The sequence below is a fragment of the Arthrobacter sp. R3-55 genome (genome assembly GCF_054161505.1).
Genome location: NZ_CP096423.1, coordinates 4,250,046 through 4,262,599, shown reverse-complemented (window position 1 = coordinate 4,262,599; position 12,554 = coordinate 4,250,046). Strand labels below are relative to the sequence as shown.

Here is a 12,554-nt window from a genome sequence, read left to right as displayed (position 1 = left end):
GTCACAGATCCGACCCTTACAGAGGAGAACACCATGAGTGAAGAGACCACGGGAGCAGAAGCGGTAAACGGCGCAGCAGGAAACGCCAAGGACACGGCAGGCGAGGTCCTTGAAAATGCCAAGGAATTCGCGGGTGAAGCCGTAGAGAACGTCAAGGAATTCGCCGGTGATGCAGCTGGGAACGTCAAAGAGTTCGCAGGTGAGGCCGCAGAAAACGTCAAAGAATTCTTCTCTGGCGATGTGGGAGAAAATGCCAAGGAATTGGCGGGAGACGTCGCGGAGAAATCCAAGGAAATCGCCGGAGATGTAGCCGAAAACGTCAAGGGACTTGGCACCAAGATCGCTGGTCTGCTGAAGGGCGACAAGTAGCAGGTTCCCCCAACAGCAAGGGATGGCAGCTCGCATCCGCCGCGGAAACCCGCGCGGAAACGGGCTGCCATCGCGGTTTCAGTGCCCAATGCCCAGTGTTCGCTCACGTGAGCCATCCAGCCTGCTAACCCATCCAGCCCGCTAACCTATCCAGCCCGTTAGCCGCCCGCACCTAGTAACCTGAAGCCACAAGCGATGGACGGGAGACTGCAGTGGCTGGAACAACGGTGCTCGACACCACGGTGGCCGGGCTCATGACGGAGTTGGCAGCGCTGGAGGAACCCCGGGCGCGGGAGATCAACGAAAAACACGGCGATGACCATGGCGTGAACCTCAGCAAGCTGCGTGCCGTCGCGAAGAGGCTGAAAACGCAGCAAGAGCTCTCACGTGAATTGTGGGCCACAGGTGACACCGCAGCCAGGCTGTTGTCCCTGCTGATCTGCCGGCCCAAAGCCTTTGAACGGGAGGAACTGGACAGTATGCTCCGGGAGGCACGGGCTCCCAAGGTGCAGGACTGGCTGGTGAACTACGTAGTCAAGAAAAGTCCACACTCTGAAGAGCTTCGCCTCGCCTGGTTCCGGGATACCGATCCCGTGGTGGCCAGTGCAGGGTGGGCGCTGACATCAGAACGAGTGGTCAAGAAGCCGGAGGGCCTTGATCTTTCCGGGCTGCTGGACCTCATCGAGGGCGAAATGAAGGAAGCGCCGGATCGTCTCCAGTGGGCCATGAACCACTGCCTGGCCATGATCGGGATTGAATTTCCGGAGCACCGTGCCAGAGCCCTGGACATCGGTGAGCGCTTGGAGGTCCTGAAGGACTACCCCACACCGGCAAACTGCACTTCACCGTTCGCACCCAGTTGGATTAACGAGATGGTGCGGCGCCAGGCGGGTCAGTGAGGTAAGCGGGGCAATGAGCCAGGCGGGTCAGCAAACCGGCCGTCATTCAGCCTCTGTTGCGGTGCATCATCCGGTACGTGAGCTCAGCGAGGAGCTCTTCGTCGGAAAGGTGGGACGCCCTGGCTATGGGAGCAGCAGGGACAGCGATGCGGGGAGGTCCCTGCCGAGGTTCGTCGCCCGAACGCATGTCGTCCGGAGTGATCATTTCAGGAGCAAACGTCGATTTCCCTTTGAGGACTTCCGAGACGGATCCTGCGCGCCAACCCAGCGCATGCTCAAGCTTGCGCTGATTGATTTCCTGGGTGCGCCGCGTTCCCGATTCCAAGGTGCGGACGGTCTTGATGGCGGTACCTGCCTGTTTGGCCAACTGCACCTGGCTCAAGCCTTGGGCCAAACGTTCTTCCTTGATCAATCGGCCGATAGTCTGCAGTGCTTCAAGTTCATCCACACTTCCTACCTTTCCATAGGCAACACTGGGTAAACAAATCCGCGGCGCCTCCGAATGCTGCCCATAACCGGCCACATGCCCGGCGATTGTGGCCTGCCGCAGCCTCGCAGCAGCCCGCGAGGCGAGATCGGCAGGTTACTTGGTATCGATGCGGTTACGTTCGGTGTAAGCGCTTGCATTTGGGCGTCGATCATGGCTAGTGTGAGCGTCACCACATCAATTGCGCCGCCGAATCACTTGTACTCAGCGAGGAGTCTTTAGCATGAAGAAAACCAAGTACCTGCTACCGGTCGCAGCCGCCGGTGTTCTGGCACTTACCCTTTCCGCCTGCAGCGGAGATGGGGGCGGCGGAGGATCAACCGCAGGCTCGGATGATTGCTCCGCTTACGAAAGCTATGGAAAGCACGACGGCAAGACGGTCTCCGTCTACTCGACGATCGTGGACATTGAGGCAACCAACCTTGAGGAATCCTGGAAGCAGTTCGAGGACTGCACAGGCATCACCATCAAGTACGAAGGCAGCAAGGAGTTCGAGACGCAGATCGGCGTCCGTGCCCAGTCCGGCACCGCGCCCGACGTCGCGATCTTCCCGCAGCCGGGCCTTCTTGCCACCCAGGCAAAGGCAGGCTACCTGAAGCCCGCTCCCAAGACCGTCTCTGACCTCGTGGACAAGAACTGGTCCCCGGACTGGAAGAAGTACGGCACTGTAGACGGCACGTACTACGCCGCTCCGATGCTTGCCAACGTCAAGGGTTTTGTTTGGTACGCCCCCAAGACCTTCAAGGACAAGGGCTGGGAAGTTCCCAAGACCTGGGACGAAATGATCGAGCTGTCCAAGAAGATCGCAGCTGATGACCCCAACATGAAGCCTTGGTGTGCCGGATTCGAGTCTGGTGAAGCGACTGGCTGGCCGGGCACGGACTGGATCGAAGATGTGGTCCTGCGTGAGCATGGCCCCGAGGTCTACGACCAGTGGGTTGCTCACCAGATCCCGTTCAACGACCCCAAGATCGTAGATTCCTTCGACAAGGCCGGTGACATCCTGCTCAACCAGGACATGGTCAACGGCGGCTTCGGTGACGTCCGCTCGATCCTGAGCACCGGTTTCGCCCAGGCCGGCCAGCCGGTCCTCGACGGTACCTGCGCCATGCACCACCAGGCCAACTTCCAGGCCGCCAACTGGCCTGCAGGAACCAACGTTGCTGAAGATGGCGATGTGTGGGCCTTCATCACCCCGCCGATCGACGAAAGCAAGGGCAAGGCAGTCACCGGTGGTGGCGAAATGGTAGGCGCTTACAAGGACACCCCTGAGGTTCAGTCCTTCCTGGCATACCTGGCCAGCGCCGACTTCGCCAACAACCGCGTGAAGCTGGGCGGTGTCGTCAGTGCAAACAAGGGCCTGGATCCCAACAATGCACAGTCCGACCTCGACAAGCTCACTGTCCAGATCCTTCAGGACCCCAACACGGTCTTCCGTTTCGATGGCTCGGACCTGATGCCGAGTGCTGTGGGTTCAAACTCCTTCTGGAAGGGAATCGTGCAGTGGATCAACGGCACGTCCTCGCAGGATGTTGCCAACAGCATCGAATCCAGCTGGCCTAAGAGCTAACTCCCAAAGTGCTGCCTCCCCTGACTGGTTTGCCCAGCCGGGGAGGCAGTGCTTTTCCCGGAACTTAGTGATTCACTCACGCCCCGGAGGTTGGGTATGGAATTTATTGGAGAAAAACTCCTTCAAGTAGTGATAGCCCTGGCGATATTCGCAGCGGTTATCGGCCTCATCATGTTGCTGGTGGACAGGGCCCCCAAATCGGTCAAGGACAAGGTCACGGTGGCAGGCTTCCTTGCTCCTGCGGCGATCCTTATGGTGGTTGGCCTCGTATATCCGGCAATCCGCACATCCATGCTGGCGTTCACCGATGCCAGCGGCAACGGCAACGGTTTTGACAACTTTGTGTGGATGTTTACGCAGCCTGAAGCATTGACCACGCTGCGAAACACCGTTATCTGGACGATTCTGGTGCCTCTGCTGTCCACGAGCTTCGGACTCGCCTACGCGGTGTTCATCGACAAGGCCCGGGGCGAAAAGGTTCTGAAATCGCTGGTCTTCATGCCGATGGCCATCTCCTTTGTGGGCGCCGGCATCATTTGGAAGCTGGTGTACGACTACCGCGGTCCGAACATCGAACAAACAGGTGTCATCAACTTCTTCCGGGTGGCCCTGGGCATGGATCCCAAGCAGTTCCTGCTGGATGCACCGGAGAACACGATCTTCCTGATCATCGTGATGGTTTGGATTCAAACCGGTTTTGCCATGGTCATCCTCTCGGCAGCCATCAAGGGTGTCCCGGTGGAACTCATTGAGGCAGCCCGCCTGGATGGCGCCAACGCCTGGCAGCAGTTCCGCAACGTCACGATCCCGGGTATCCGCGGAGCCTTGGTGGTGGTGCTGACAACCATCACCATCGCTACGTTGAAGGTCTTCGACATTGTCCGAACCATGACCGCTGGTAATTACGACACCTCGGTTGTAGCCAATGAAATGTACACGCAGGCGTTCCGCGCCGGTGAACCCGGCCGTGGTGCCGCCCTGGCCTTGGTCCTGTTCCTGATGGTCCTGCCAATCGTCGTGTACAACGCTCGTGTCCTTCGCAAGCAAAGGGAGATCCATTGACAGCCACGCCAGCCCCGAAAGAGGCCTCGAAGGCCACCCGGCAGCGTCCTGGATCCGATCCCACGGAGGACGCCCAGCCGATGATGCGGCGCGTCAAGACCAAGCTCACGTCCAAGTGGGCAACAGCGGCAGCGATCGTGATCGCCGTCGTATGGTCTGTGCCGACGTTCGGCCTCTTTGTTACCTCATTCCGTCCTGCAGCCAAACAGGTGGGTCCCCGGTCCGACGGCTGGTGGAATGCCTTCGTCGACTGGCAGTTCACGTTCAAGAACTATGCCGACGTCCTCACGCCGGCGGGATCGCAATCTGCCAACCTCTCGCAGTACTTCGTCAACTCCATAGCGATCGTCATCCCGGTCACCATCTTTGTGCTGGTGCTGGCATCCATGGCCGCTTACGTGTTTGCCTGGGGAAAGTTCAAGGGTCGGGACGCGCTCTTTATCTTCGTTTTCGCCCTGCAGATCATTCCGCTGCAAATGGCGCTCATTCCGCTGCTGCAGTTCTTCACCCAGACCCTGCAATTGCCGGCAGGATCCTACGCGCAGCTGTGGATTGCCCACACCATGTTCGGCCTTCCGCTGGGCATCTTCCTGCTGCACAACTTCATCTCCGAGATTCCCGGTGAAGTCATTGAAGCAGCACGGGTGGACGGTGCCGGGCACAGCACCATCTTCTGGAGGATCATCCTCCCGTTGTCGGTTCCGGCACTGGCATCACTGGCGATCTTCCAGTTCCTGTGGGTCTGGAACGACCTTCTGGTGGCACTGGTGTTCTCCGGTGGAACGGCGGACGTAGCCCCGATTACGCAGCGTTTGGCGGAGATTTCCGGTACACGCGGTGCAAGGGACTACCTGAACCCGGCAGCAGCATTCGTCTCCATCATCATCCCCCTCCTGGTGTTCTTCGGCTTGCAGCGCTACTTCGTACGCGGCCTGCTGTCCGGCGGCCTCAAGGGCTAGGAACCGCACCCTCGGTTGCGCAGCGCATTACGCCGCTGCGTAACCGAGGGCAGCAATCCACAAGTACACACCTAAGGTTTTGAAGGCGGAGCAACGGCGGCCGGAGAGGGGAGCCTGTGTCACGAACAACGGGTAGGTCCCAACGCGGCGGCCACACCGGCGTCAGTATTGAGGACGTTGCGGCGGCCGCCGGAGTTTCGACGGCGACCGTCTCACGGGCCGTACGAGGGTTGCCGAGGGTGTCTCCCGCGACCCGCGAAAAAATCCTGGAAGTAGCCAGTTCCCTGGGCTACGTGGCGTCGTCGTCGGCGTCTGGCCTTGCGACCGGCCGTACGCGCACTATCGGTGTCCTGGCCCCCTTTGTGAGCCGGTGGTTCTTCTCCAAAGCAATTGAAGGCGCGGACCGGGAACTGCATTCGCGCAAATACAACCTTTCCCTCTTCAACCTGGGCGGCCACGGCAGCAACCGTGAGCGGCTCTTCAGCTCCACCATGGTCTATAAGCAGATTGATGCCTTGCTGGTTCTCTGCATGTCCTTGACCGAGGAAGAGCTGGAACATCTCCACAAGATCGACATCCCGCTGGTAGTGGTGGGCGGCCATGTTGAGGATTGCGCGTACATCGGCATCAACGATTACGACGCCGCGTCCACCGCCGTCCGACACCTCCTGGACCTGGGCCACAAGGATATTGCGCTTCTTCACGGCGACGATGAAACAGACCTGAACTTTGACGTACCCCGCGTGCGGATCCGGGCCTTCCAGGAAGTGATGACCGACGCCGGCCTGGAAGTCCGCCCTGAATGGGACCAGTGGGGCGATTTCACTGTCGCCAGCGGCCAAGTGGCCTTCAACCGGCTGTGGAACCAACCGGGACGCAAACCGACGGCCATCTTCTGCTCCTCGGACGAGATGGCGATGGGCGTCATCTTCGAGGCTGGCCGCCACGGCGTCAGGGTTCCCCAAGACCTCTCGGTCATCGGTATTGACGATCACGATTTCTCGTCCTCCATTGGCCTGACCACTGTGGGCCAGCGACCCGATAACCAAGCCGAGCTCGCCACCAAGATGTTGCTCGACGAGCTGGACGGGAACCATGGGGCGGTCCATTCCGAGGTGGCCCCCCACCAGTTGATCGTCCGCGAGACCACAGCACCGCCAACAGCGGGCTAGCAGGTCCGCACTGCCGTCTAGCAGGTCCGCACTGCCGTGTTCCTCCACGGCGGGTTCCGAGTGCGGAGCCGGGGATTTTCGTCATGAATCCCGCCCGCGGCCCACATGACTACTGACCCACATAGTTACTGGCCCACGCAGTTACCGGCCCACGCAGTTTGTGGCCACCCATGTACTGTGCCGCGGCCCCGGGTCACTCGTCGAATGAAAGAGGAATCATGCACACATCACTTCCGTCCCGGCTTGGGGCCGAAGCATTGGGGACTTTTGTCCTCGTCTTCGGAGGCTGCGGCAGCGCAGTCTTGGCTGCAAAAGTCCTCTCGGAGGACAAGGTCAACATGGGCATCGGATTCCTGGGCGTCGCGTTGGCTTTCGGCCTGACCGTTCTGGCCATGGCCTATGCCGTGGGGCATATCTCCGGGGGACACTTCAACCCGGCAGTGACTATCGGTGCCGCCTTAGCGGGCCGGGTTGAATGGAAGGCCGTGGGACCGTACATCATCACCCAAATCGCTGCTGCGTCCATGGCCGGGCTGGCCCTGTTTGCCATAGCCTCGGGCAAGAGCGGATTCGATGCCGTGAAATCCGGTTTCGCCTCCAACGGTTACGGCGATAGGTCTCCGGACGGGTATTCGATGGCCGCTGCCTTGGTGACTGAAATCGTCCTGACCGCGATCTTCCTTTACATCATTCTTGGCAGCACTGACTCCCGGGCACCAAAAGGTTTCGCACCAATAGCAATCGGGCTAGGACTGACCTTGATCCATCTGGTGTCCATCCCGGTCACCAACACCTCCGTCAATCCTGCACGCTCGCTGGGCGTGGCGTGGTTCGCCGGGCCTGAAGCCCTGGGCCAGGTGTGGTTGTTCATCCTCGCCCCGGTCATTGGAGCTGCCATTGCCGGCATCACTTACAAGATGTTCTTCCCCAACACCGAAGAAGTGGTCCTCGAGCGCTAAAGAAGGCCGACCAGGACGCTGAAGAAGGCCTGCTAGGACGCTCTTGCCAATTGGCGGATGGGGATCCAGCGGGAGGCGAGCCGACGATACGCGGCAGCCGCCCCGGTCATATCGCCCTCGGCCAGGCATTCGATGCCCAACCGCACATCCATGGGGGACTCGTCCGGGTACACCTTGTCCGCTACTGCCCCGTAGTCCAGCTCCACCATGGACTGGATGTGGAACAGTTCCAGCCATTCGGTGAGCTGCGTCAGGTCATCGAGCATGTCCAAATCCGGCGCAGCCAGGGCCAGGTGCGCCACGGCGAAGCGGGCCCTGTCAAGTGCCTCGGTCAGGGGAGTCCACACACGGACGGTGAGAATGCGCCCTTCGGACTCCACCACGTCCTTCCGGTCCGACTCTGCAAAGAGCGAGAACCAACTGAACGGGATGCCCCATGTTGAGGCGCGGGTATGGACGCGCTTGGCGTCTTCCCCGGCATTGACCCGATCAATTCTGGCCTGATGCTTGTCCCGTTGCGAGACGGGAATGAGGAGGTCGGCGAGGGGACTGTGCACACCGTCCATGAGGGCATTGGCCGCCAAGCCGGCCCGAATCACCAGTTGGCTGGGGCAATAAAGCAGCCGTCCGGCGTCGTGCGCTCTGTGGGCCGGCGCGGCAGTCTGCTCCGATACATCAGGTTCAGCCGGCGCGGCAGTCTGCTCAGGGGAGGGAGCTTGGTCCGGCATCGCCGCGTGCCGCCCCGTGGGCACGCGGGTCATGCGGACCAAGTCCGTTTGTCCTGTGGGGAAAGGATCGCCGCCGGAGCGCGTAATGCGGCCCAGCGAGGCTTGGAGTTCCGCGTTTTCGACGGCGGCCCGGGAACCGCTCTTGCTGCCTTTTGCCACGAGCTGGCGCTGCTGCGCAGGAGGGAACGCTTCGAGGGGCTCGTAAATGCGCAGCGACGAAGAGAACGGCAGCCCTGCCTGGCCCCGGTACAGGTTTCCAGTCATCTCAGCCGCCCCTTTCGTCAGTGGTTCTGTCCTTAGTCTGCGAGCTCCACGATCACGGGAGCGTGATCCGAGGCGCCCTTGCCCTTGCGTTCCTCGCGATCGATCGAGGCTCCGGTGACCCGCGATGCCAGGGCGGGGGAAGCGAGGCAGAAGTCGATGCGCATGCCTTCCTTCTTGGGGAAGCGCAGCTGCGTGTAGTCCCAGTACGTGTAGACGCCGGGGCCGGGCGTGTAAGGGCGGACGACGTCGGTGAACCCGGCGGCTTCGAACGCGTGGAACGCGGCGCGCTCGGGTTCGGAGACGTGGGTGTAATTGTTGGTTCGGAACAGCTCGATGTCCCACACATCGTCGTCGAACGGGGCGATGTTCCAGTCACCCATGAGGGCAATTTGGGCGGTGGGATCGGACTTGACCCACTGGGCCGCATGGCCCTGCAGGACGTCCAGCCACTTGATCTTGTACGGCATGTGTTCATCGTCCAAGGAACGGCCATTGGGAACGTAGAGGCTCCAGATGCGGATGCCGCCACAGGTGGCGGCGATGGCCCGGGCTTCCTGAGCGGGATCCTTGCCGGCCTTGCCGAACGCCGGCTGGTCCAGGAACGTGCGTTCAACATCTTCCAGGCCAACGCGGGAGGCGATGGCAACACCGTTCCACTGATTCACGCCGAAGTGCGCAACCTCGTAGCCCATGCGCTCAAAGAGCTCCCACGGGAAGTTCTCGTCCTTGCACTTGGTCTCCTGGATGGCCAGGACATCACAGTCGCTGCGCTCAAGCCAGGCTTCAACGCGGTCTGCACGGGCGCGGAGGGAGTTCACATTCCAGGTAGCTATCTTCACAGCCACTAACTTACCGAACTTGGCGCTGAGCGCATCCCCTGACGGCTTTTTACCGTACCTTAGTGCCCGTACAACGGCTGCGTGCGGGCCAGTTTCCGCAGCCCGATGCCGGAGGCGATCAGGAGCAGCCCCGTCAGGATCGCGAAGCCCGCCAACATCCACACCAGGCCCAAAAGCCCGAGCCCCGGGTTGAAAAGGACAACGATTCCGAACACCGTGGTGATGAGTCCCGTCAGGAACCAGATGCCCCAGCTCCGGACAAAGATTCTCGCAGCAAGGGACAGAATAATCTGGGAGAGCCCCAGCACCAACGCCCACAAACCGATGAGCACCCCGATCGCGGCGGCCGTAATTCCCGGCAAGGCAATTGCCACAATGCCGGCTGCGATGGAGATGAAGCCGCCCACCAAGGTCCAGCGGGAGCGGCCGGCGGGGTCGTAAAAATAATGGGCAACGCTGGTGATGCCGTCAATGATCGCAAATACACCGAACATGACAACAACAATCAAAGCAGTCGCGCTCGGCAAAACAATGATTAAAAGGCCAAAAACAATGGAAAGGGCTCCCCGGACCAGCAAAGCAGTTCCCGGGTTTTTGAACATTTTGCGATCCGCTGCGTCCGACATATGGTCAGCGTAACCAACCACGCGCCTTTACCGCATCCCCTCGCGCCGGATAGCTGTAGCAATTGCTGCTGCCCGCGTCTCCACGCCCAGCTTGGCATAGATGTGGGCGAGGTGGGTTTTTACCGTCGCCTCGGAAATGAACAGGCGCTTGCCCAGATCGCGGTTGCTGAGCCCCTCCGTGAGCAGGCTGAGTAGTTCAGCTTCGCGCGGAGTGAGGATCTCGTCGGGATTCCGCAGTTGCTGGAACAGCCGGGATGCCACCGGCGCACTCATCACGCTCTTCCCCTGCACAGCACCGCGCACCGCTGCGAAGATCTCCTCCGGCGCGGCGTCCTTGAGCAAATAGCCCATGGCGCCAGCATCCACGGCACGGACAATGTCCGCGTCGGAGTCGTAGGTGGTGAACACGATGATGGCTTGCTTCGGGGTGCGTTGGCGGAGCTGTTTGATGGCTTCGATCCCGTCCATCCCGGCGCCCATGGCGAGGTCCATGAGGATGACGTCGGGGGCATGCTGCTGTGCCGCTTCCAGCGCTTCCTCACCCGACGCGGCTTCACCGACGACGCCGATATCGGCTTGAGTGCCCAGGAGCGCCTTGAGTCCGCTCCGCACTACGGTGTGGTCGTCCACGAGGAGCACTGAAATGGTGTTCACCGAGCCTCCTTCAGGGTGTTTGCCGGATCAGCAGGCCGGGACAGCGGGAACTGCGCCGCAATGATGGTTCCTTCTCCCGGTGAGCTTTCCACGGACAATTCTCCGCCCAACTGTTCCACACGCTGCCGCATGGCCCGCAGCCCGTATCCTCCGGTTTCCGAGGGCGGAGGTACCGTTCCGGGATCAAAGCCGCGACCGTCGTCGTACACGTCCAGGGTGACGGCGTCCGGAAGGTAACCAAGGGTCACGCTTGCCTGGCCGGCGCCGGCATGGAGTTTGATGTTGGCCACGGCGCTCTGCGTGACGCGCAGCAGGGCATGCCGGACCTCGGACGGAAGCGGCCGCGGATCACCGGTGACCTGTACCCGGATGGCCTCAACGTATTGGCGGGCCGCGTGTTCCAAAGCCTCGGGGAGTGGGCCGGTTTCCAAGCCCGGTGCGGAGAGTTCGTGCACCAGGCTGCGGGTGTCGGCGAGATTGCGCCGCAGCAGATCGGCGGCCTTGCGAACGTCGTGGTTCGCGCTCGGAGCGGGCCACGCGCGCTGGGCGGCCTCAAGGAGGAGGAGGCTGCTGGCCAGGCCTTGGGTGACGGTATCGTGGATTTCCCGGGAAACGCGCTCACGCTCCGCTGCGATCCCGGATTCCCGTTCGCTGGTGGCGAGCCGATCCTGGTCCCGCTCAATTTTGTCGTAGATCAGGGTGAGCAGGGCGCCTGCAGCGAGCGGGCCGAGCAACATGGCGATGTCTGTCCAGCCGCTCATCCGGAACAGTCCGACGGCGGTAGCGGCCGCCGTCGCGCCTCCGGCGACGTATCCCGCCCATCCGCGGAAGGCAGTGCGGGTCAGGAAGAAGATGGCGAAGGAACACCAAGCGAAGCTCGGGGCGGCAATGACGAGTGCTGCCCAGGCTGCCACCAACGCGATCATCCATGGAATCCATAGCTGGCGCCGGCCCGGTTGACGTTGGCCCCGTTGCCGTCTGCCCGGCTGCCGTTTGCCCTGTTCCCGTCGATGGGCCAGCACCGCAGTGACCGCGTACAAGGCGCAGACAGTTCCTGCCAGCGCCACCGTCCAGAGGTTGTCCGCGGGGGAGTGCCGCATGACGTAGCGGACTGCGGAAGCGACCATGAGGACGGCGAAGCCCAGATGCACCACAGCATCGATGCGTCCGTCGAGCCGAATGCTCGGCGTCGGCTGTGTAGGGGCAGTGGGCATCCTTCCATGCTAGGTCCCGCACGGGTATTGGTCCCTCCACCTTTTGGCTGATACCAATGGCGGAAAGGCTGAGCCCGGAAACGGCGACCGGGCGATGTGGCCATCCGGCCGTCGGCGGAAACATGGAGGTGTACCCGAAGCTGTGAACCCGATGCCCACTCCAAGGAGAACCCCGTGAAGAAGTCGAACAAGATGATTGCCGCCGCCGCTGCTGGAGCGCTGCTGCTCACCGGCGGTGTCACGGCCGTGGCCAACGCCGTGTCCCCTGCAGGCGCGCCGGCTGCTGCCCCCGTGAAAGTTGCCGCAGAGGTTCAGCCGGCCCCGGAGAACGTCGTAGCCCAGAACCGCATCTCCGTGGGGGCCTCGAGTGCCGCCGTCAACGCTGCGCTCGCCAAGTGCCAGGCGGACAAGCTGCCGTTCGTCACTGTCGCACTGGTTGACCGGTTCGGAACTGTCCAGGCAATCCTGCGTGGCGACAACGCTGCCGAGCACACCATCGAAGCCGCCAAGCAGAAGGCCTACACTGCGGCCGCTTTTGGTGCTCCCACCAGCGAGCTCGCCAAGCGCGTCAACGGTAACGGCCCCTCCATCGCCGACCTCCCCGGCACGCTGTTCCTCCCCGGCGGGGTACCGCTGAAGGTCAACGGTGTTTCGGTGGCCGGCATCGGAGTGGGCGGCGCTCCCGACGGCGCCCTCGACGAAGCCTGCGCCACCGCCGGTGCCGATGCACTGGCTACGGCCGCGAAGTAGCC

General features: G+C 61.8%; 14 protein-coding genes. 8 read left to right on the top strand and 6 right to left on the bottom strand.

All coding sequences use genetic code 11. The features are described from left to right. Positions 1 to 33 precede the first annotated feature (33 nt). Positions 34 to 369 carry a hypothetical protein gene (locus M1D51_RS19435; RefSeq protein WP_216659616.1) on the top strand — a complete coding sequence of 112 codons (336 nt, stop codon included), beginning with the start codon at positions 34 to 36 and terminating at the stop codon, positions 367 to 369. 212 nt (positions 370 to 581) lie between these two features. Continuing rightward, positions 582 to 1,268, top strand: a complete 687-nt coding sequence (locus M1D51_RS19430; RefSeq protein WP_458107668.1) for a DNA alkylation repair protein — start codon at positions 582 to 584, stop codon at positions 1,266 to 1,268. A gap of 46 nt (positions 1,269 to 1,314) precedes the next feature. On the opposite strand, the gene M1D51_RS19425 is transcribed toward M1D51_RS19430, so the two are convergent. After that, positions 1,315 to 1,716, bottom strand: a complete 402-nt coding sequence (locus M1D51_RS19425; protein WP_026542619.1) for a helix-turn-helix domain-containing protein — start codon at positions 1,714 to 1,716, stop codon at positions 1,315 to 1,317. Between the two features lie 262 nt (positions 1,717 to 1,978). Here M1D51_RS19425 and M1D51_RS19420 point away from each other — a divergent pair, with 262 nt between their 5' ends. The 5 genes from M1D51_RS19420 (at position 1,979) to aqpZ (ending at position 7,477) form a co-directional block, all read left to right on the top strand. After that, complete coding sequence (locus M1D51_RS19420; protein ID WP_458107667.1) at positions 1,979 to 3,325, top strand: ABC transporter substrate-binding protein; 1,347 nt, start codon at positions 1,979 to 1,981, stop codon at positions 3,323 to 3,325. A 96-nt stretch (positions 3,326 to 3,421) separates the two neighbouring features. Next, positions 3,422 to 4,387 carry a carbohydrate ABC transporter permease gene (locus M1D51_RS19415; RefSeq protein ID WP_172322113.1) on the top strand — a complete coding sequence of 322 codons (966 nt, stop codon included), beginning with the start codon at positions 3,422 to 3,424 and terminating at the stop codon, positions 4,385 to 4,387. After that, complete coding sequence (locus M1D51_RS19410; protein WP_172322112.1) at positions 4,384 to 5,346, top strand: carbohydrate ABC transporter permease; 963 nt, start codon at positions 4,384 to 4,386, stop codon at positions 5,344 to 5,346. The genes M1D51_RS19415 and M1D51_RS19410 overlap by 4 nt, the downstream gene beginning before the upstream one ends. A 116-nt stretch (positions 5,347 to 5,462) precedes the next feature. Continuing rightward, positions 5,463 to 6,518: a LacI family DNA-binding transcriptional regulator gene (locus M1D51_RS19405; RefSeq protein ID WP_172322111.1), complete on the top strand. Its 1,056-nt coding sequence runs from the start codon at positions 5,463 to 5,465 to the stop codon at positions 6,516 to 6,518. 218 nt (positions 6,519 to 6,736) lie between these two features. Continuing rightward, positions 6,737 to 7,477, top strand: coding sequence for an aquaporin Z (gene aqpZ / locus M1D51_RS19400; RefSeq protein WP_458107666.1), 741 nt, complete (start codon positions 6,737 to 6,739; stop codon positions 7,475 to 7,477). Between the two features lie 32 nt (positions 7,478 to 7,509). Here aqpZ and M1D51_RS19395 read toward each other — a convergent pair whose 3' ends face one another. Genes M1D51_RS19395 through M1D51_RS19375 form a run of 5 tightly spaced genes read right to left on the bottom strand, consistent with a single transcriptional unit; the run spans position 7,510 to position 11,802 of the window. Next, positions 7,510 to 8,469 (bottom strand): hypothetical protein, encoded by a 960-nt coding sequence (locus M1D51_RS19395; protein WP_458107665.1) that lies wholly within the window; start codon positions 8,467 to 8,469, stop codon positions 7,510 to 7,512. A 32-nt stretch (positions 8,470 to 8,501) separates the two neighbouring features. Beyond that, a complete protein-coding gene (locus M1D51_RS19390; RefSeq protein WP_172322108.1) occupies positions 8,502 to 9,308 on the bottom strand; it encodes an exodeoxyribonuclease III in 807 nt (268 codons plus the stop codon). 59 nt (positions 9,309 to 9,367) lie between these two features. After that, positions 9,368 to 9,934, bottom strand: coding sequence for an HdeD family acid-resistance protein (locus M1D51_RS19385; RefSeq protein WP_458107664.1), 567 nt, complete (start codon positions 9,932 to 9,934; stop codon positions 9,368 to 9,370). Positions 9,935 to 9,961: 27 nt separating this feature from the next. Then, positions 9,962 to 10,588, bottom strand: coding sequence for a response regulator (locus M1D51_RS19380; protein WP_458107663.1), 627 nt, complete (start codon positions 10,586 to 10,588; stop codon positions 9,962 to 9,964). After that, complete coding sequence (locus M1D51_RS19375) at positions 10,585 to 11,802, bottom strand: sensor histidine kinase (RefSeq protein WP_458107662.1); 1,218 nt, start codon at positions 11,800 to 11,802, stop codon at positions 10,585 to 10,587. Before M1D51_RS19375 ends, M1D51_RS19380 begins: the two co-directional genes overlap by 4 nt. 174 nt (positions 11,803 to 11,976) lie before the next feature. Here M1D51_RS19375 and M1D51_RS19370 point away from each other — a divergent pair, with 174 nt between their 5' ends. Then, positions 11,977 to 12,552, top strand: coding sequence for a GlcG/HbpS family heme-binding protein (locus M1D51_RS19370; RefSeq protein ID WP_458107661.1), 576 nt, complete (start codon positions 11,977 to 11,979; stop codon positions 12,550 to 12,552). Positions 12,553 to 12,554 lie beyond the last annotated feature (2 nt).